Origin of the sequence: Pedobacter ghigonis (assembly GCF_903166585.1) — a bacterium.
Lineage (GTDB): Bacteria > Bacteroidota > Bacteroidia > Sphingobacteriales > Sphingobacteriaceae > Pedobacter > Pedobacter ghigonis.
Window position 1 is genome coordinate 312,374 of record NZ_CAESCM010000001.1, and the last position, 19,125, is coordinate 331,498.

Consider the following 19,125-nt stretch of genomic DNA (forward strand, 5'->3'; position numbering starts at 1 on the left):
TTAATTAGTTGTGATCATGAACTACCTTACCATCCGGGGTTTTGTGCAAACTCCTTGTACATATTTACATCTGCCCTTTTTAGCGGCAACCAATAATGTTTTTCACTAAAGGGGCGCTGTAATATTAATCGCTCACGATAATTTACAACCTTGTTCAATTTGGTATCGGTAGCAGCGTTTAAAGGGGCGGCGCGATCAAATTCAGCAGCTGTTTTTAAAGTGTAAGGCAGCTCGGCAAGTAAATGCCAGCGGCGAAGGTCATTGAACCGGTGCCCTTCAAAGGCAAGTTCAACGGCACGTTCACGTCTTACTTCTTTCATAAACTCCGTTGCCGAGGTTAAGAACTGTGGGGCAACATGCCCAACACCAGCCCGGTCCCGAATCACATTAATTGCATCTACAGCACTTTTGCCAAAGCCTTCAGAGGTAGCAATTGGAGAATCGTAGCCTGCAGCAACCGATTCGGCGTACATTAGGTAAATATCAGCCAAGCGCATGTATGAAACCTTGATATTCAGGTTCTGGCCATAATTCCAGCCCTGATCAAAGTTATTGGCAGTCCTGGGCACAAATTTGAACATCATATACCCTGTACGGCTGCCAGAACGTTCATCTCTGTAACTTCCGTTGGTGTAAAGATTTGCATAGCGATGTGGTTCCATATTTGCGGCCAAAGTTCCCTGTACCACTTTAACCCCATCGTAAATGATATCATTGTAAAATCTTGGATCCCGATCACGCCATGGAAATTGCGGATCATATCCCGAACCAGTGGGATCTGCCTGGGTAGAGTTCGAAATTGGCAAGCCATTTTTCATCCCATAATAATTGACATAATTTGCAGTTGGTGCAAATACCAGTGCATCGGCCCCTACTATTGCTGGCGTATATTGTTTTGCAGTACCGTAGGTTGAACCATGTGCTCCCCAATATGGCCCGGTAAATATTGCTTCAGTTCCCCCAGGGATCAAAAAGTTTTGTCCGGTTGTATAAAAATTGGTACTGTATTGCGAGAAAGGCAATAACTTATAAGGAGCAGTGCCATTTTCAGTTAGTTTCAGCAATTCGGCAAACGCTGCAGCCGCTTTTTTACTCAGCTCTATATTGTAGGTTTTACTGCCAGTGGATTCTAAGTTCATCAATGGACTTGCGGCCCAGAGATAGTTTTTACCCAGGTAGCCCAGCGCCATAATCTTATTGATGCGCAATTGGTTTTTTCCCAGGGTCTGGATTCCAGCTGTTGTGTTATCCCAGTTTACAGGCAAAAGATCGGCAGCTGCCCTGAAATCCAGTGCTGCCTTCGCTGCACATTCCTGATACTTTAGCCTGGGCAATCTCAACTCTTCATCAGCTGGCAGTACTTTGTCAATGTATGGCAATCCCCCGAAATATTGGATAAGCTGGAAATGGAACCAGCCCCTAAAAAACAATAATTGACCTTTAATCAAATTACGTTCCTCGTCAGTTGCATTGACCATCAGATTCAGGTTTTCAAGACCTAAATTCACTTTACGAATGCCGTACCAGGCCAGTGGATACAGGCCTTTTGAAAAACGATCGTTGTTGGTATTTGCGTTCGCATTGTCTAAAAATCCGGCTCCCCATCCGTCAAATTCCCTTTGCCAGCCCCAAAAGTCACCATTATCAATTTTATTAACCAAATGGAAATTTTGCACTGTGGACTGGATTTCATCTTCACCCCAGTTAAAACTATTGGTCCAGTACCGATTGGTAAAATCTGGAATACAGTTATAGAGTTCTTCGGTAAAGCCCTGAAAACTACGAAAATCTTTGAAAGCGGATTCTGCGGAAACGGTTGCCTGGGGATCTCTATCTAAATACTTTTTACAAGATACCACGCCGACCCCTACACCAATGAGTCCTATAAACAATAAGGATTTTATATTTTTTTTCATCATGATCATGTTTAGAAAGTAAAATTGGCCCCTAAATTATACCGCTTTACAGTTGGATAAGCGCCTTGTGAGGCCCAAGCTTGTCCGCCAGCACTTTGATAATTTGCTTCCCTGTCGTCGGGCATCTTGGTCCATACATGTAGGTTGTTTCCGTTCAGGAATAGGCGCACGCTTGATATACCTGCTTTTTTCACCCATTGCTGCCTAAAGGTGTAAGCAATCTCAGCATTTTTTAACCGCAGGTAAGATGCATCATAAAAATACCTGTCAGCCGCGTAATATGAGGCAGGTGTTGTCTCCCATCGAGGCATCGGCCCGTCCGGAATCGTATTACTTTTTGACCAGTAGCTCCCCTCGGCGTAAGCAACTGTATTTTTGCCAGAAAATGTGCCCAATACCACCTGACGGGTGACGTTGTTGACCCCGTAAAACTGGGCAAAGGCACTAAAACCTTTCCATTCGAACCCTATTGTAGCATTGTAGGTATTCTCGGGAGATCCAGAGTAAGCATAGGGAATGTTGTCATTTGCATCGATAATACCATCGCCATTGTAATCAACAATATGAAAATTACCAGGGAGTTTTTGCTGGTCGTTGGCATTATGCATCGTACTTCCGTAAAGCTCATCCCATGTATTGTAGTAGCCCTGGCTCACATAGCTATAAGCTTGTCCAATCTGTTTGTTGATAGGCTTTGCATATTCGGGTAGTAACTCGGCAACATCGGCATCAATCACCTTATTTCTGGTATGGGTATAATTGAGGTTAGCCCATACTGTAAAATTTCCGGTGATTTTCTTGTTAAAACGGATGTCGATTTCATAACCCCTGGAGCGTACCTTGCCAACATTAAAGGTGGGTGGCTGAGCGCCATAATAGCTTGGAACGGCCCGTGAGGTACCCGTAAGAATATCGCTTCGGTTATCCTGAAAGAAATCTACACTGCCGCTAATCATATTTCCCAGGAAACCAAAGTCAAGTGCGATATTTTTCTTTACCACTTTCTCCCAACGAACATTCGGATTACCCACCCCAGTTTCCCTGTACCAATTGTAAGGGCTATTTTCAGCAGCTTCTCCAGTAATGCCCATTGGGGTAGTGCCTCCAAACGCCCAGTTCGTTAAAAACGCAAATCTGGGCGAACCGCCATCATCACCGATTTCGCCATAGGATCCGCGTAATTTTAAAGAGTTGATAAATTTGATTGGTTTCATAAACTTTTCTTCGGAAATCATCCACCCAAGTCCTCCAGAAGAAAAGAAATCAAAACGATAAGCGGGTCCGAATTTTTCTGACCCATTATAAGCTCCGTTATATTCAAGGCTATATCTTCCTGCATAATTGTAGGTCGTACGGAACACCCAGTCTTCGCGATAAGAAGGGATAATACTTCCAGTAGCGGTATTATCCCTGCTCCAAAGCCCCATAGCTGTCAAATTGTGTTTTTGGGCAATGGTTCTGGCATAGTTGATTTGCATCTGAGAAAACATTCTGCGGTAAGTTGCTCCATCATTGACATCTCCCGCCCGGCTTGCCCACCTTACGCTTTCCCTCCATTCCAGTTCTGTTGCCGCGTCCTTTGTTTGCGAATAACTTACCACCCCTGTTTCAGGGTCAATGTATTTACTTAAGGTTCCATTGTTACGGTCATCTATGCCACGACCGGCTTCGATAAATGTATTGTCGATGGACAATGTTCCTTTTAAGCTCAAACCTTTAACCAGTGAGTTTAAACTCTGGTCCAAGGTAAAATCTGTTGTAATGCGCGAAGTTGTGGTAGTTTGAAGGCCACTGGTAGATAAAATCCGGACTGAGTTTAGACTTTGTTGTTCATTTGGCTTATAATATCCCCATGTGCCATCCGAGTAAACCGGGAGATAGAGATTCGGCGCAGCAGAATAGGCTGCCGTCCAGGTATTGTAAGGGTTAACATCAATCCATGGCCGCTCTGAGGTACCCCTTGAGCCAGAGATATTGGTCCTGAACACTGTTGATGGTGTCAGTTGAAAATCAAGGTTGCTCCGCACGTTCAATCTTTTGAAGCTGTAACCGCCGTTATATCCACGGTCGTTGCCAAACCTCCTAAATAAATCCCCCTCGTCCAGGTAATCAACAGCAGAAAAGTATTTTACAAATGAGGTGCCGCCACTTACGTTGAGATTGGCATTATAAGACATTGCATTGTCCCTAAATAGGGTATTCACCCAGTCTACATTGGGGTAGCGCTCAGCTTCTTCAAGATTGGCTGGTGAGCGGTATTTTTGCATCACCGCTTCTGGCAGATATGAACTCCATGCCCCCGGAGCGAGCGACAATTCATATTCGATTGTCCGGTTGCGCACCTGGAACATGTCGTAAGAGTCGAGCTTACCCGGCAATTTAGATGCTGATTTAACTACGGCGTTTGCCGCTGCCCTGATTTCCGCCTTCCCCTCGCGCCCTCTTTTGGTGGTAACCAGGATTACTCCGTTAGCCCCCTTTACCCCAAATACCGCGGTGGCTGAGGCATCCTTGAGCACAGAAACTGAGGCTACAGAGCTGATGTCAATATTATTTATGGATCGTTCAACGCCATCGACTAAAATCAGCGGGCTGGCATTGTTCCAGGTGCTGCGGCCGCGGATCAGAATCTGAGGATCTTCATCCCCAGGCATTCCAGTACTTGCAGTAGTGATTACACCTGGCAAATTCCCTGTTAATGCCGCGCCTAAACTGGATACACCGCCGGTTCTTTCCAGCACCTCGCTGGTAGTCTGGGTAATTGCACCGACAACACTTTGTTTCTTCTGGACGCCGTACCCTACGATCACCACGTCAGTCAATTGGTCGGAATTGGATTTCATTGTTATGCTTACAGTGGCCTTGCCGGCTATATTCACCTCTTGAGACTTCATACCAACGTACGCCGCAACAAGTATCAGCCGGTCGGCAGGCACTTCAATAGTAAATTCGCCGTTTGTACCGGTTTGTGCTTTCAGGCTGGTACCTTTCACAATAATAGTTACCCCTGTTAGTAACTGTTTTTGTTCATCAACCACCGTCCCTGTTACCTTTCGCCGTTGCTGCGCCACTGCTGTATCAACCAACAGGGCAGAGACAAGCAGTGTTAAGTACATCATGAGTAATAGCTGCTTTGAGCCCCAAATTCCGGAGCGCGCAACATTACCCATCTTGTTTATTTTTTCCATTATTTAAGATCATTTAAAGAGAAATAGAATTGGATAATTACATGCCGCCCTGATTAGGTAGGATTGTTAAAAACAGTTTTTCAACTCTTTTGGCTGCGGAAGAGCGGATTAACCCCTCCCTGAAGTAATAGTAGCTTTTTGTCATAAGATTAGGTTTATTTTGGTTAAGGTTAGTATCAGATACAGGTTGAATGATTTCAATATGCATCAAGGTTTCGATAGATTCGGGGCAACTAGGGTGCTTTCATCTGCGTTCGTTAAATTTGGTTCATACTTGGTTAGCTTCCGTACAACAAAACCATCATCTCTAGACACTGGGAAATTATTTGTCGGCTTTCGCATTTCCTTATCTGACATTCCATCAAAGCTGTGCTTATGAAGGTAAGTCTAGGAATTACTTGCTTTAATATACTGCCCGGAAAAAAGGTTATGGTTTTTAGTAGTTTAGTTATTCGAAGCTAAGGCAACTACAATTTTAAGGATAGCACAATTGTTTAAATTTATACCCAGTTTGTTTAAGTGAACACTAAAGTGCTTTGATATGTCAAAAAAGCATTAAAATTATTATTATTCGGGTCAAGAAAAGTATAAACACCACGGTGCTATTATAAGATAGCCCAGATCTCGCCACTGGTAAATTAATCATGATTTCATTTTTTTTTCTCGCTGGGAAGTGTTTTTATTCAAGTGATGCGCGGGGCAGCACCGATGATCACTTTGACCGCCCTTGGGCTCGGATATGAATACAACACAATTGATGTTGACTTTAGTAATTGCGCTAAGGGTAAAAAAATCAAGCAAAGATCTGCAGAAAAATCCTTGCTGCCTGGGGGCATTTGCTTCGTGTAATTCAAACCGGCATCTTCTTGGTTTCACGAACTTAATAATTATTGAAAACTGCCCTGGAGCATACGCCCATAACAATAACCTTGAACATAAACAAAAGCCCCCGGCCAAAAACCTGACGCTGCAAACAAAGTTATTTGACAGGCTGAACAAAACTAGCCCTTCCCAAACCCCCTAGATTTGTCCTATAACATTTAATCAAAAACAAAAAATGGAAAAGAACAATTATCAAGGTGCATTACAGCGCCCACTGGGCTCGGGTTTTGGGGCTACCTCTACAGCAACGGAAGTTATCAAGGGCATTGACCTTAAAGGAAAGATCGCAATTGTAACCGGGGGCAACACCGGCATCGGCCTGGAAACTACAAAAATACTGGCGGCAGCGGGTGCAACCTTAATCGTACCGGCCAGGGATATCGAAAAGGCAAAGAAAAACCTTGAAGGCATTCCAAATGTGGAAATTGAGGAAATGGATCTCGCTGAGGCTGACTCCATCGATGCATTTGCAGACAAATTCCTTACTTCGGGAAGACCGCTACATTTATTGGTCAACAATGCTGGAATCATGTGGGTGCCTTTGCAACGGGACAGCCGTGGTTTCGAATCACAACTATCGACCAATTACTTTGGACAGTTCCAATTGGTGGCAAGGTTATGGCGGGCATTAAAAAATGCCAATGGCGCGAGGGTAGTTAACGTTTCTTCACTTGGGCATCATATGGCCCCCTTCGATTTCGAGGATCCCAACTTCGAGCATAGGGATTACCAGACATTGCTAGGCTATGGGCAATCAAAAACAGCCAGTATCCTATTTGCCCTCGAACTCGATAAGCGGGCAAAAGCGCATCAGGTACGTGCCTATTCGTTACATCCGGGATCAATCGCAGGAACTGAACTGGCAAGGGATGCAGACATGGAACTGTTCAAACAGATGGGCTTCTTTGACGAAGATGGAAACATGCGCCCGGAAATATTGTCGAGCCTGAAGACTATTCCGCAGGGTGCTGCAACTTCAGTATGGGTAGCTACCAGCGCCTTGTTGGACAATATCGGCGGGGTTTACTGTGAGGATGCTGATATCGCTGAACTGCTACCAGAAGACCTTTCAAACCTTAGGGGTGTTAAACTGCATCAAAGTGGCGTGATGGCGTACTCGCTAGACCAAAGCAATGCCCAGAGACTATGGAAATTAACCGAGGAAATGACAGGCATTGAATTCAATGTACGTTAGGCCATGAAAAACTTAAAAGCTAAAACTGCCCTGATTACAGGCGGTAACAGTGGCATCGGGTATGCCGCTGCCAAAGAGTTGAAAGAAAACGGTGTAGAGGTGATCATCACCGGCAGAAGAAAAGATGCAGTGGAAAAAGCCGCCTCTGAACTGGGCGTAAGCGGGCTGATTGCCGATCAGTCAAGCCTAACTGATATACATGCGCTGGCAAGGGCAGTTACCGAACGCTATGGCCAGATCGATATTCTGATTGTGAATGCCGAGGTTACCAAATTTTCACTAATCGAGGACATGCCGGAAGCTGTTTTTGACCAGGTGATGAATGTCAATTTCAAGGGTGCCTATTTTACCTTAAGCAAATTCATCCCGCTCTTAAAGGAGAATGCGTCGGTGATCCTGCTCTCCTCTACCTCGGCACACATCTCCCCAGTCCAGGCCTCTGTGTATGCGGCAAGCAAGGCGGCTTTAAATTCAGTAATGAAAATAGCCGCACTCGAACTTTCCGCCCGTAAAATCAGGGTAAATGCGGTTAGTCCGGGGCCGGTTGCAACCGAGATCATGGATAAAATCGGATTGAGCAAATCCTTGGAAGAACAAATGATCCGCACCATTCCATTGTCCAGGTTCGGTGAAGTGGGGGAAGTAGCCAAACTGATTACCTTTCTGGCAAGCGATGATGCTTCCTTTATTACCGGCTCGGAGTATTTGATCGACGGCGGCCAATGTATCTGACTAAATGTAATCAAAAACCAATAACTTTATCACGATGGAACATATATCCAAATACCTGACTAAGGACATCAAGCTCTCCAGCTATGAGGACAAGCTCTTCAAATCCGAGCTGATGTTTGATGACCATATGCTGGTATGGTTCATATCGGGGGAAACCAAGATTATACAGGCAGAATCTACCTTCATTTTTAAAACAGGTGATATTTTCCTGATTCCGAGGAACCAGCTTGCAACCATTATCAACTATCCGAAAAATGGCCTGCCTCATAAAACCGTGGTGATGCACCTCTCCACTGATCGGTTAAAAAAATTCTATGAAAAAATCGAGCATAGCAAAAAAACACAACCTCAGCAGAAAATCTACCGTTTCAGTAGCCACCCGCTACTGGAAAGTTGCCTGGCCTCGTTGATCCCCTATTTTGATGTGGAAAGTGAATTCCCGGAAAACCTGGCTACCCTTAAAATTGAGGAGGCGATCAGTATCTTGCGGCTCATCGACCCAAGCGTCGACAGCGTGCTTGCCAACTTCGACGTTCCTGGCAAGATCGACCTGATTGATTTCATGCAGCGTAATTTCATGTTCAACATGTCCCTTGAAAAACTGGGGTACCTGACAGGCCGTAGCCTGTCAACTTTCAATAGAGACTTTAAAAAACTGTTTAATACCACTCCCCAAAAATGGCTGACCGAGAAAAGATTGGAGCTGGCTTATTATCACCTGGCTGAGAAAAAGAAAAAACCGACCGAGATTTACCTCGAAGTCGGTTTTGAAGACCTCTCCCATTTTTCTTTTATTTTCAAAAAGAAATATGGCGTTTCCCCAAATCAACTGCACCCAGGCCGGCGATAAGGGATTAGGCTACAAATCGTCAGTCCGTTATTCTTAAAGAGCTAATCAGGCCATTGGTAAATTTGAACTGGAAATTCAGTATTATCGGGCTACCCTCGAAGGTTCCGGAAATTTTAGCGTTGAGCTTACCGGCATCCTCAGACCCCGAATATCCGATGGGCTCTAAATGGGCATTGTACTTTTGGTTTGTTTCTTCTTTCCACGCCCTGATCTGATCCCTTCCCTGATGGTTCCGGCCTTCGTCAAAAACAATAGCCTCTGGAGTAAAACAGGCTACATAGGTAGCGCTTTCTTGGGCATTCTGGGCAGCTACAAAGGCTGCAATAAGGTCTGGTAAATTCATAATTTTTTTTTTAAGAAATGATTAAATAGTTGGTACGGTTCCTCCATCAATCACATACTCGGTTCCTGTTAAATAACCCGCCCTTGGAGAGACCAAAAAGCCTACAAGTTCTGCAACCTCTTCGGGATGGGCTGGTCTGCCGAAAGGTATACCGCCAAGGGCATCCATCACGCTTTGGGTTGCCTGCTCCACGGTACCATTTGAGCTTTCAGCAATTCGCTCCATCATCCGGATTGCTGAATGGGTCATGATCCATCCGGGCGAAACGGTAAGCACGCGAACACCTTTGGGTGAAACCTCATTGGAAAGGCTTTTACTGTAGTTGATTAATCCAGCTTTTGCCGCTGCATAGGGCAAGGTTGAATCGTACAAAGGCAGTTTGCCCTGTATACTGGCGATATGGATGATGACCCCATTTCCCCGGTCGATCATTTGTGGCAAAAATCCCCTGTCCAAACGAACCGGCGCAAGCAGGTTTGCGTTGATGGTCGACTCCCATTGTGCATCCGTCAAGACTGAAAATCCACCGCCTGGGGTTTCTGAACTGCCCATGTTGTTGATTAGAATGTCCAACCTTCCGAATTTCTGCAAAATCTCCTCAACCACTTTTTGTGTACCATTGACGGTGCTAAGGTCCGCGCCAATAAAATGCAGTTGCTCGTTCTGCTCTTGCGGACTGTTTCTCGCACTGATGATTACTGTTGCCCCTGCCCTAAGCAGACGCTCAGCTATGGCTTTGCCAGCTCCTTTTGTACCACCAGTCACCAGTGCTATCTTATCTGATAACTCGTTATTGAAATTAAACTCTTCCATACGTATTTTTATTTAAGACAAATTTCAGCCATACATCTCGCCCCTGCAAGTACGGATAAACGAATCAGATAGGGATAAATTTATCCCCTATTGCTGTTTTGTTGCTTACCCTTATCTTTGTGATATGTACGAAAGAAAACTGCCTTTGAACCTAAACTGTGGACTGGATCTGATTGGCGAGGTATTGTACGGCAAATGGAAAATTCGTCTGTTATGGTTCATCAATGAAGGGTATCAACGCCCAAGCGAACTCCAGCGTAAAATTCCCGAGGCATCAAGAAGGATTCTGAATGTGCAGTTAAATGAGCTTGAAGCACACGAATTGATAACCAAAGTAATTTACCCGGTATTGCCACCAAAGGTCGAGTACAGCCTCACTGAATTCGGCAAAACCCTAATCCCCATCATTGGCACCTTGGGTAGATGGGGCGATGAGAACGAAGGGCGGCTTAGGGAAGTGATTATAAAAAGGCTGGAATCCCACGGAGGCTCCAAATAGGATAGCCGTTATTTTTCAAGACATTAAGCCCCTACTTGATTTTTTTTCTCGGCTCAATTTCTTTACTTTTTTTGCTGAGAAAGAATTCTCTCAGAGATAAGAGGAGTTTCAACTGTTCACTACCGGCTGTTTTTTTAGCCATAATATTCTGTACACGCATAATCTTCGCTACAAAGAATAAAAAAATGATTTTGTCAGTAAAACGCGTTCCGTTTTAGAAAATCATTATCTAAGGCGCCTTGTTTGGGTAAAATTATAGTTGTCTCATTGGAGGTTGTATTTCGCTAACCTATCAGTAAAATGATTACCTGTTTAGTAAAACAAATAGCTGCGTTTTTTCGGCAAAATGAATATTGTGTTGATAAAAGTTATTTATGGGCTTTTAGTAAGACTGTTATACTAAGCTATTAAACGAAATTGTTCTGCCACACCTAGGCTCCAACCAGGTAACTAAAGATTCAAAATCTTTTTCGATTATCAAGCTAAATAAGAAACATCCTTCCAAAAAAACTATCCTTGTTGCGATAGAGCGCTCATCTAGATTAAATGCAGGAGCTTATTTCTATCCAGTAGGCTAACCAATTCAAAATACCACCTTTCCGAATAATCTTCTTTTTGAGTTATCAGTTTCATATCAGTATCCAGAATCTGTGATATAGTCGAAAAGCCCATTAGTTTTGAGCGAAGCTTAAAGACCTCGGTTACCGCGAGGTCTCCTATTGGGGTTGATAGGAAATTATTTTCTTGCTCGGATCTATTTAATTCCATCATTTTGGATATTTAAGGCTGGGCTGAAAGGATCAGCTGGCAGTGGTTCAAATTACGTAAAATATTCAAAAGACACTAAAAAGTGGTAACTATTAAGTGGTAATATTAGACATTACCATTGCTTTATTTTACCCCATGGCACAAGGTGAAAAAGAAAAGCGGAGCGTTGAACGAACAGTAGAGCTAAAACAGCTCGGGGATCGCATCAAATCTCTGCGGATCAAAGCGGGTTATAGCAACTATGAATACTTTGCTTACAAGCATGAAATTCCCCGTTCACAATACGGCCGCTATGAGCGTGGCGAAGATTTGCGCTATAGCAGCCTGGTAAAAATTGTGCGGGCGTTTGGCATTTCTATGGAAGAATTCTTTAGTGAAGGTTTCGATTAGAAAGCTCCCAAAAATTATCTTGCAGTAGTTGCCTGGGGTTACCCCCTCCGCCACTTGACAAGCCTTCGAAATACTTTTTCTTTACCCGAAAACAACTGTTATGGAAAAAGAAAAATTCTTCGAAACCCTTTCTAACTATCATCCCATTAGTGCAGGTCTTAAGGCCTATCTCGATTACATCCTTAAAGCGCAGCATTTGCCCAATGGGCTAGTCCAATCAACAGCAAACTTCATTGAACAGCCACTACTTTTCATCCAGCATGGAAGCCTGAGGTTATTTGCCTTGAATGAAGAGGAACGAAAGGAGTACACCCTGCGTTTTTTCCCTGACGGAACATTCCTTTTTCCGTCGCATTATTTAAAGGCGCGGGATATGCCTACGTTCTTACACGCGATTGATGAAGTGACCATAGTAGGCTTTGATCAAAGGCACTTCTACAATCTCTACCACAACTTTAGGGAATTCAGCACCATCATTGAACTACTACACGGCTCAGAAATCCAGCGAATGCTCTACCATAGCTTTATGCTCCAAAATACGAATGCCAGTCAGGCCTATGCTGATTTTATCCGCAAATATCCCACTATCGCAAAATCAAGTCAGTTACAGCATATTGCAAGTTACCTCGGGATTGACAACAGAACTTTAAGCAGAATCAGGCGATAATCCTTAAAAGGTGACTTTTATCCGCCCATCTTTCGATCTGCGCTCCCATTTAGTAACATTTGGGTATCATCCAGCGATAAAAACCTACTGAACTTTATTCCATTAACCTCAAAATCAGCTAATGGAATCTCAAAAAATGCAATCCTTTACACATGATGCTCAAGTTCCCTCCTTCAGGCGGCTGTTCCCATTGAGGTCTGCATTATTCCGGCGATGCCTGTAAGCGAGCTAAAGGAGAAGGTTATATCCAAGGCTTTCTCGGCAGGTCTGCCTCAAAGACAAAGCAACAATTTATTTCATTCAAAGAACATTAACATGAATATCTTCAATACAAAAAGTATCCTTGGCGCAGCTGCCATGGTACTTATTTTAGGCGCTAGCGCCTTTACCATTTCAAACCAGTCAACTGCTGAAAAAAAACGCACTACTGTTTACTGGAAATATAATGCCAACAGTCAAAGCTTGGTTTTTGATGAAAACCAGTACAGTATGGTCGGCTCTCCTTCGGCTACTGGCTGTGATGATGATCCCCATCCCCTTCCATGTGTTTTAGAAGTGGATGAGTCTATCGACACCAGACCAGAACTAGAAACCTACTTGGCTGGTTTCTCTACTACCCAGGATATCGCTGATTCAGCAATAAGCCGCAAAGAAATCAATCCTTAAGCTAAACTTTAAGAGCTGCCTGCCTCCAAGGCAGCTCTTTTTTATCTTGCTCACCTTGGGTTTTGCTGCATACCTGAGAGTCGAATAACATCTTCTGGTATCGCTAAAGCAAACCGCAGATCATTTGGCGCAAGCACATATTCTTTCCCATCCAACGTGCGCTTTAGCGTAATGGCTCTCCCTTCCCTGTTTAGTCGCTTAATATCCATCCACCTGATTCCTCTGAATACCAGTTCGCGCCTTCGCTCAAGTAGCACCTGTTCCAGCGCCGCGGACGCATCGAGGCCACTTAAGGGTACGTAGTTTGCTTTTTTGATCCGTTTAATACGAAGACTATTTAGCAGGGTAAGCGCCTCGGAAGCACTACCTTCCCTGGCTTTAGCTTCAGCTAAGTTCAATAATAGCTCATCTGTTGCCACTCCGCAAAACAGCGAAGCTGACCCCTCGTAACTTCCTTTAAAGATGGTGGTGGCTGATGTCCCTGCTTTAAAGAAAATGTTACGCCTGAGATCCTCTGCCGGGTAAAGGGATAGCAGGCCATCAGAAATTCTGGCCCTGGCCTGGGTTAACTGCGCCGGCGTTGAAAAGTGGCTGGCATAGATTACTTCGGGGTTAAACTGCACTAACGGAAAATTGGCAGTGGCCGACAGGCTATTGTAATCGATCAAAGTGCTATTGATAGCGAGTCCCTTTGATGCATATTCCCCTGCTAGGGCGTAACGACCCATATATAGGTATAGCCTGGAGAGCAGTCCATAAGCTGCTCCTTTTGATCCCCGCATGACATGCAAGGGTTTTTCAGGCAGCAATCTTGCCGCTTCAAGCAAATCAGCCTCAATCTGAACAAAAGTCTGCGCTAAATTAGATCTAACCGATGGCGTATTATAATCTGGATCTAATCTTAAAGGAAGCCCAAGGGTACTTTCTACAGTAGCGGGGTCATAGGCAAGGCACCAAATGGCTGCAGCCTGAAGGTAACATTTCGCCCGGATAAATAACGCCTGCCCTTTGATATCTTCATAGCCTGCGCCTAAGGTACCCTTGCTACTACCTTCCAGTGACTGGAGCACAGTATTGGCTAGAAATACCGGCTGAAAGGTATCACGCCATGAATTTGATACTGGGGCAAAGATATTATCTGCTTCCCATAAGTAAAGCCTTCGCTCCTGCTCTGTCCTTGCCGACCAGTCGGCGGAGGTCAAAAAATAATCATCACTGCTAGCCTCACCCGAACCTGCTTCCCTGAAATTTACGGTTGGGTAATAGTCCATTAACGCCTGCATATCTTTCAGGCTTGTTACTAGAGAAAGGCTGCTGTCAGGCTTATCCTCCAGCAGCTTTTTACAGGACATCAGCCCTGGTATAGTGGTGATGGCTAGTATAGCCACCATCACTATGGTTATATTTTTTCTCGTTTTCATCATTGCATACTTTAAAATCCGGCTCTAAAGCCTATTGAAAAATTACGGTTGTAGCTGAGCAAAGAATTTCCAAGATATTCCGGATCTTCATCTCCTGCCTTCCAGATCAGCCCTAGGTTACTTGCATTCGCAAACAGGGATGCCCTGGCTAATCCTACTTTTTTTGCCAGTCTTAGCGGGAGGCTGTAATCCAGGTTAATAAAGTTTAGCCTGATATGATCACCTCTTTTGACCAGCACTTCTGATCCCAGATAAAATGCATCCCTAGCAGTATTGCTGGGATAAATCTCTGAGGGCACATTGGTATTAAGCTCATCACCAGGCTTCTGCCATCTTAGCGCGAAATCCGAGTGCCCGGGAGAATAACCATTGAGCGAAGAATAGCTGATAGAAGGACTACGGTAATAATAACCCAGCTTAAAAGTGAGCTGCACGCTTAATGCAAAATTGCCATAGGAAAAGGTATTACCCAGTGAGCCAAAGAACACTGGTGTTGCCGGCCCAAAATATTTTGGGCCATCTTCGCCTAGGCCTTGCGTTATGGCTGTATAATCTTTGCTGGGGGCTCCCTTTAATATTCCCAGCGGATCTCCATTTACTGGATCTAACCCTGCCGAGCTGTAACCATAAATCCCATAAAGGGGTTTTCCGACCACGCCCGATACCCTGGCGCTGCTGATATCAATCAATGCGGGGCTAAGAAAATAAGCTTTTAGCCGGTCACTGTAATAAGAAAGATTTAAATCACTTTCCCAGTTAAAAGTCCCTTTGATATTTGCTGAATGCAGCACCAAGTCTACCCCATTCCCTCGCATCCTGCCTGCATTGCGCACCACTGTTGTAGATACCCCAGTGGTATAGTCGATCGGGTAAGGAACAAAAAGGTCTGATGCATCTTTGCGGTAATATTCGATGCTACCCGAAAGCCTGGAAGAAAGTGCAGAAAAGTCTAACCCAATATTTAGCATACTAACCTTTTCCCACTTTAGCCCAGGATTATAATACCTATCAGGCTGCGCGTAAGCGCTACCGGTATAAGGGGATACTGATCCATAACGGATGGTAGTCACTGCGGTTTGGCTGGGATCTGCATTGCCGCTCTTGCCGTAAGTCATCCTTACTTTGAGGTATCCTGGAAGGTTTCCTTTATAAAATGGCTCCGAAGATATCGTCCAGGCAATCCCTGCTGAAGCGAGCGGTTTCCATTTGTCTTTTACAGCAGCACCAAAAAGGTTCGATCCATCAGCCCTTGAGCTGAGCGAAAGGGTATAGCGGGATTTGAATGTTAGGGAAGCGCTGGTAAAGCCAGAAATATACCTGTTGATTTTCTCTGACGCTGAAACGCCTTGAGGGATGCGGGTTTCAAACCCTGTCACCAGATCAGGAAAAAAGGTGGTATAATCGACTGCTACTGAACTTAAGTTCGATGGATCATAGCCATAAACCCTGCTTCCCATAGCCGAAGACCTCAATGTTCTGATTTCAGCTCCCGCGATGGCAGAGAGCGAGAAGTGCCCAAAACTGTTCTGGTAATCTAGCTGACCTCTTGCCGCTGTTGATTCAAGCTCAGAGCCACTGCGGGATAGAATCCCACCGATTGGCACTTTTAGTACTGGAGCGCCTGAGGAAGGAAGCTGCGTAAAGGAATTAATCAGGGAACGGGCAGCATAGCTCTCCACTGCGGACAGGTGATTAGTCGTCTGACTTTGCCGCTCGTACTGGTAGCGAAGCTCCGCAGAAAGTCCTTTAAAAAGATTAACCTTTAGAGAGGCATTAGGCAAGATATCCTGAAGCAGGCTGGTACTAGTATCCTGAAGATAATCCTGCAAAGGGTAATACTTCCAGTCCAGCAGCCTTCCACCTCCGAGCTGCGAGAGGTAAGAACTGCTAATATCCCGCATGATGGGAAGGTCATTTCCGTTATCATCCCTAAAGCGGGCATAAGGATAGAGCACATTTCCACGGAAGAGAATATCGCCATAACCTGGGGTTCCGGACCCAGTTGAACTCTGGGTATAGCGCAAGCCAAAAGATAATTCTACACCTTTAGTGAGGATTGCCCGTGCTGAAAAGCCCATAGCGGTACGCCGGAACTTTTCGGAAAGCACGCCAGTATTATCATCAAAACTTACCGAGCTGCGCCAGGAGAACTTGCTTGATCCCCCGTCAAGGCTTAAAGCGTACTGCTGGTTGATGCCCCTGCGGTAAAGGTAGTGGCTAAATTCATCGCGTACATCGATTCCTTTTAATGCATTGATCTGCGCACTTTTTTCTGCCTCACTTAAACTACTGGCCAGGATTTCTACCACCGGACTGAGCGCAGGGTGTTCGGGAGAGGAAATATCAGAGGAGTAAGCCCCCCTGGAATACTGGAGTATCTCCTGATTAATATAGTCAGGGGTGCTAATCACTTTCAGCTGATACAAGTCTGGCTGCTTTACCAGCGTTGCGATCGTGGACAGACTAATGGAAAGCGGTGAATTCATTTTTCCTTTTTTGGTAGTGATGACGATCACCCCGTTTCCGGCCCGGGTTCCCCAGATGGATGCTGCTGCTGCATCTTTAAGCACTGTGATGCTTTCCACATCATTGGGACTAATATTATTTAGGCCCCCTTCATAAGGAAAATTGTCCAATACTATAAGTGGACTTCTAGGCCCAGATATTGAGCTGAGCCCCCGAATAGTAAAATTACCCTGGCTATTGGTAGTCCTATCGATCATAAGTCCGCTGGTAACTGCTTCCAGCCGGGAGAGTACTGAGGTACTTACCTGGGTATTCAGCTGCTTCTCTGCTATCAATGTAAAAGATCCTGTGGCGCGTTCCCTGCTCAGGCGCTGATAGCCTGTAGAAACTGTTACTTCGTCTAGCTGCTGCTCAAGTGGTACTAGCCTAACCTGCATGGATAAGGAAGCTGGAAGTTTTAATAGCTGATAAGAAATGTGGCTAAAAATAAGCGTATCCCCCGCAGCGCAGCTGATGGTAAAATTGCCATCAGCTGCTGTAAGAGAAACGCCAGGTGAAGCGCCTGCAATCCTGACGCGTACAGCGGCAACACCATCACCATTAGGGCCAGACACTTTACCAGAAATTCGCTGCTGGGCGACACAAATGCTGGGGCTACCCATAAAAAAAATAGACAGGCAAGGCAGCAGGATATATATCAGGGACGATATTTGATATTTTAAATTCATAAATGCATCTTTTTAGTTTTTGCTGTTAATTCTATTGCGGATGACAAACCACTGCACTTCCCGCTCCGCTTCCTTCAGCTCCAAACCCAAAGAGGATAGCACTGCTTCCAGGGCAGATCTGCCAAGTGGTCCATAACTGCCCACTCCTGTTGTCTCGCCACCTGTCTCATCAACTAGGGGCATGGAAACCCCGCCCTGCCCGTTTTGCGTACGCACAAAGGTTACCAGACTACCCTTAGCATCAGAGCGTGGAGTAGGTAACTTGCTACTCAAAGGCTTCGCGACTTTGGCCTTGGTTATCACTAGACACCTAGTTACCTTTTTTTCTAAAGTGCCACTGTAACCTGAATATCGGTTCAGGTCATCCAGCATAATGGAATAGAGCTCGGCAGACCTTTCAGTAGGCATCCAGAGTTCATAGGTAGCGCAATATTTGCGGTAGGTTTCCTCCCCAAGAGATAAAGGGAGCTTTAAAGTAGCAGAATCGGGTGATTCTATTACGCAGCGGATGATATCGGGGTATCGCTGCCTTGCTGCGTAGCTATATAGGTTAAATAAAGGGCTATTGGCATGCCTGATCCCCCGAACGATTTTTCCAGAATAATAAGGGTGTGGCCCGGGGCCGGTGCCTGCAATATGTCCCCGGTAAAAAGAGGAACTGAAGAATAACTGGTCAAGTGGTCTCAGGTCAGATGAAAAGATGGGACGAGATAAATCCTGATGAACATTTGGAGCAGGGTTAAACCGCTTATCTCCAGAATACGCAGCGCGGATATTTTCCGCCTTAAGCTCAAATTTAGTAGTGGTAGTAATGAGCTTGCCTGCAGGCGATATCCAGACGAAATGCGGATTCCCATGATGAGGGAAATAAGATGAAAGGTTATTTTTTCCAATTAGGGTAGTTAGCTTATCAGCCCAGGAAGCGGAAGTCTTGCGATTAAGCAGAGCAAGAGCCCCTTCCTCTTTTTCATCAGAGACAGGAATTAAAGCAAGACTGTCTGGAAACTGTTGCTGCAGCACATGCCCCTTAGGAAAAGAAGCGATACAGGTCGAGCACCAGCTAGCCCAAAAATCCAGGATGATCAGCTTTCCCCGGTATTTGGAGAGGGAAACTTGCTCAAACTTACCAGAAGGAAGGCGCAATTTCAGTGGCTCATTCCACAGTGCATCCGGGATAGCCTGGCCAATGGTAATCTCTTTGGAGCGTATCTGACCAAAGGACGGACATTGAAAGAGTACAATAAACAGTAAGCTAAAGCATAAAACGGTATTTTTCAATCCTAAAGAGGATGAAAAGTTTGGGAATGGGAATTCCCTTACGGAAAATTCCGTTATTTTTTTCAAAGACATAAAACTCAAGGTTAGTTAGGCCATCACTGATTGAATACAATAGCGAAAGCCAAGTGGTTAGTTGATAGAGATAAATAAAAAGGGCAGGAACATCATTAAAGAACCTATTTCTACTAGCCGTAAAGGCCATTCCTGCCCTTTCACATCATCAGGTGGGATTTTTGGGCTTTAATGCATAAAGCCGATCAAATGAACTAAGGTTATTCCGGCTCATGTCTGCAAATTATTTTAATATATTGGTAAGAAAAAGC

Annotated in this window: 14 protein-coding genes; 7 read left to right on the forward strand and 7 right to left on the reverse strand. The window is 44.9% G+C overall.

Going from position 1 to position 19,125, the window contains the following annotated elements:
• Positions 1 to 26 precede the first annotated feature (26 nt).
• Entirely contained in the window at positions 27 to 1,919 is a 1,893-nt protein-coding gene (locus HWV58_RS01385) for a RagB/SusD family nutrient uptake outer membrane protein (protein ID WP_235972614.1), read from the reverse strand.
• A gap of 8 nt (positions 1,920 to 1,927) precedes the next feature.
• Entirely contained in the window at positions 1,928 to 5,104 is a 3,177-nt protein-coding gene (locus tag HWV58_RS01390; RefSeq protein ID WP_175632340.1) for a SusC/RagA family TonB-linked outer membrane protein, read from the reverse strand.
• Positions 5,105 to 6,161: 1,057 nt separating this feature from the next.
• On the opposite strand from HWV58_RS01390, the gene HWV58_RS01395 reads away from it, so the two are divergent.
• Genes HWV58_RS01395 through HWV58_RS01405 form a run of 3 tightly spaced genes read left to right on the forward strand, consistent with a single transcriptional unit; the run spans position 6,162 to position 8,763 of the window.
• Positions 6,162 to 7,181, forward strand: a complete 1,020-nt coding sequence (locus tag HWV58_RS01395) for an SDR family NAD(P)-dependent oxidoreductase (protein WP_175632341.1) — start codon at positions 6,162 to 6,164, stop codon at positions 7,179 to 7,181.
• A gap of 3 nt (positions 7,182 to 7,184) precedes the next feature.
• On the forward strand, positions 7,185 to 7,913 hold the full coding sequence (locus HWV58_RS01400) for an SDR family oxidoreductase (protein WP_175632342.1): 729 nt from the start codon (positions 7,185 to 7,187) through the stop codon (positions 7,911 to 7,913).
• 34 nt (positions 7,914 to 7,947) lie between these two features.
• Positions 7,948 to 8,763 carry a helix-turn-helix domain-containing protein gene (locus HWV58_RS01405; RefSeq protein ID WP_175632343.1) on the forward strand — a complete coding sequence of 272 codons (816 nt, stop codon included), beginning with the start codon at positions 7,948 to 7,950 and terminating at the stop codon, positions 8,761 to 8,763.
• 19 nt (positions 8,764 to 8,782) lie between these two features.
• On the opposite strand, the gene HWV58_RS01410 is transcribed toward HWV58_RS01405, so the two are convergent.
• Both HWV58_RS01410 and HWV58_RS01415 read right to left on the reverse strand, forming a co-directional pair.
• Positions 8,783 to 9,106, reverse strand: a complete 324-nt coding sequence (locus HWV58_RS01410; protein WP_175632344.1) for a Cif family virulence factor — start codon at positions 9,104 to 9,106, stop codon at positions 8,783 to 8,785.
• A 21-nt stretch (positions 9,107 to 9,127) separates the two neighbouring features.
• On the reverse strand, positions 9,128 to 9,919 hold the full coding sequence (locus HWV58_RS01415) for an SDR family oxidoreductase (RefSeq protein ID WP_175632345.1): 792 nt from the start codon (positions 9,917 to 9,919) through the stop codon (positions 9,128 to 9,130).
• A gap of 145 nt (positions 9,920 to 10,064) precedes the next feature.
• Here HWV58_RS01415 and HWV58_RS01420 point away from each other — a divergent pair, with 145 nt between their 5' ends.
• From HWV58_RS01420 to HWV58_RS01435, 4 genes are all read left to right on the forward strand, one after another.
• On the forward strand, positions 10,065 to 10,418 hold the full coding sequence (locus tag HWV58_RS01420; protein WP_235972615.1) for a winged helix-turn-helix transcriptional regulator: 354 nt from the start codon (positions 10,065 to 10,067) through the stop codon (positions 10,416 to 10,418).
• 903 nt (positions 10,419 to 11,321) lie between these two features.
• Positions 11,322 to 11,576: a helix-turn-helix domain-containing protein gene (locus HWV58_RS01425; RefSeq protein ID WP_175632347.1), complete on the forward strand. Its 255-nt coding sequence runs from the start codon at positions 11,322 to 11,324 to the stop codon at positions 11,574 to 11,576.
• A gap of 100 nt (positions 11,577 to 11,676) precedes the next feature.
• Positions 11,677 to 12,243, forward strand: coding sequence for a Crp/Fnr family transcriptional regulator (locus tag HWV58_RS01430; RefSeq protein WP_175632348.1), 567 nt, complete (start codon positions 11,677 to 11,679; stop codon positions 12,241 to 12,243).
• 213 nt (positions 12,244 to 12,456) lie between these two features.
• The gene (locus tag HWV58_RS01435) at positions 12,457 to 12,909 is read left to right on the forward strand and encodes a hypothetical protein (protein ID WP_175632349.1); all 453 of its coding nucleotides are present in this window, start codon (positions 12,457 to 12,459) and stop codon (positions 12,907 to 12,909) included.
• Positions 12,910 to 12,959: 50 nt separating this feature from the next.
• Here HWV58_RS01435 and HWV58_RS01440 read toward each other — a convergent pair whose 3' ends face one another.
• The 3 genes from HWV58_RS01440 to HWV58_RS01450 are packed head-to-tail and all read right to left on the reverse strand — an operon-like array spanning position 12,960 to position 18,874.
• Positions 12,960 to 14,333, reverse strand: coding sequence for a RagB/SusD family nutrient uptake outer membrane protein (locus HWV58_RS01440; protein WP_175632350.1), 1,374 nt, complete (start codon positions 14,331 to 14,333; stop codon positions 12,960 to 12,962).
• 8 nt (positions 14,334 to 14,341) lie between these two features.
• The gene (locus tag HWV58_RS01445) at positions 14,342 to 17,524 is read right to left on the reverse strand and encodes a SusC/RagA family TonB-linked outer membrane protein (RefSeq protein WP_175632351.1); all 3,183 of its coding nucleotides are present in this window, start codon (positions 17,522 to 17,524) and stop codon (positions 14,342 to 14,344) included.
• A 12-nt stretch (positions 17,525 to 17,536) separates the two neighbouring features.
• Entirely contained in the window at positions 17,537 to 18,874 is a 1,338-nt protein-coding gene (locus HWV58_RS01450; protein ID WP_175632352.1) for a TlpA family protein disulfide reductase, read from the reverse strand.
• Positions 18,875 to 19,125 lie beyond the last annotated feature (251 nt).

Excerpts from the sequence above, each read along its gene's own strand:
- HWV58_RS01385 (WP_235972614.1), bottom strand. The coding sequence starts at position 1,919 with ATGATGAAAAAAAATATAAAATCCTTATTGTTTATAGGACTCATTGGT.
- HWV58_RS01390 (WP_175632340.1), bottom strand. The coding sequence starts at position 5,104 with ATGGAAAAAATAAACAAGATGGGTAATGTTGCGCGCTCCGGAATTTGG.
- HWV58_RS01395 (WP_175632341.1), top strand. The coding sequence starts at position 6,162 with ATGGAAAAGAACAATTATCAAGGTGCATTACAGCGCCCACTGGGCTCG.
- HWV58_RS01400 (WP_175632342.1), top strand. The coding sequence starts at position 7,185 with ATGAAAAACTTAAAAGCTAAAACTGCCCTGATTACAGGCGGTAACAGT.
- HWV58_RS01405 (WP_175632343.1), top strand. The coding sequence starts at position 7,948 with ATGGAACATATATCCAAATACCTGACTAAGGACATCAAGCTCTCCAGC.
- HWV58_RS01410 (WP_175632344.1), bottom strand. The coding sequence starts at position 9,106 with ATGAATTTACCAGACCTTATTGCAGCCTTTGTAGCTGCCCAGAATGCC.
- HWV58_RS01415 (WP_175632345.1), bottom strand. The coding sequence starts at position 9,919 with ATGGAAGAGTTTAATTTCAATAACGAGTTATCAGATAAGATAGCACTG.
- HWV58_RS01425 (WP_175632347.1), top strand. The coding sequence starts at position 11,322 with ATGGCACAAGGTGAAAAAGAAAAGCGGAGCGTTGAACGAACAGTAGAG.
- HWV58_RS01430 (WP_175632348.1), top strand. The coding sequence starts at position 11,677 with ATGGAAAAAGAAAAATTCTTCGAAACCCTTTCTAACTATCATCCCATT.
- HWV58_RS01435 (WP_175632349.1), top strand. The coding sequence starts at position 12,457 with ATGCCTGTAAGCGAGCTAAAGGAGAAGGTTATATCCAAGGCTTTCTCG.
- HWV58_RS01440 (WP_175632350.1), bottom strand. The coding sequence starts at position 14,333 with ATGATGAAAACGAGAAAAAATATAACCATAGTGATGGTGGCTATACTA.
- HWV58_RS01445 (WP_175632351.1), bottom strand. The coding sequence starts at position 17,524 with ATGAATTTAAAATATCAAATATCGTCCCTGATATATATCCTGCTGCCT.
- HWV58_RS01450 (WP_175632352.1), bottom strand. The coding sequence starts at position 18,874 with ATGTCTTTGAAAAAAATAACGGAATTTTCCGTAAGGGAATTCCCATTC.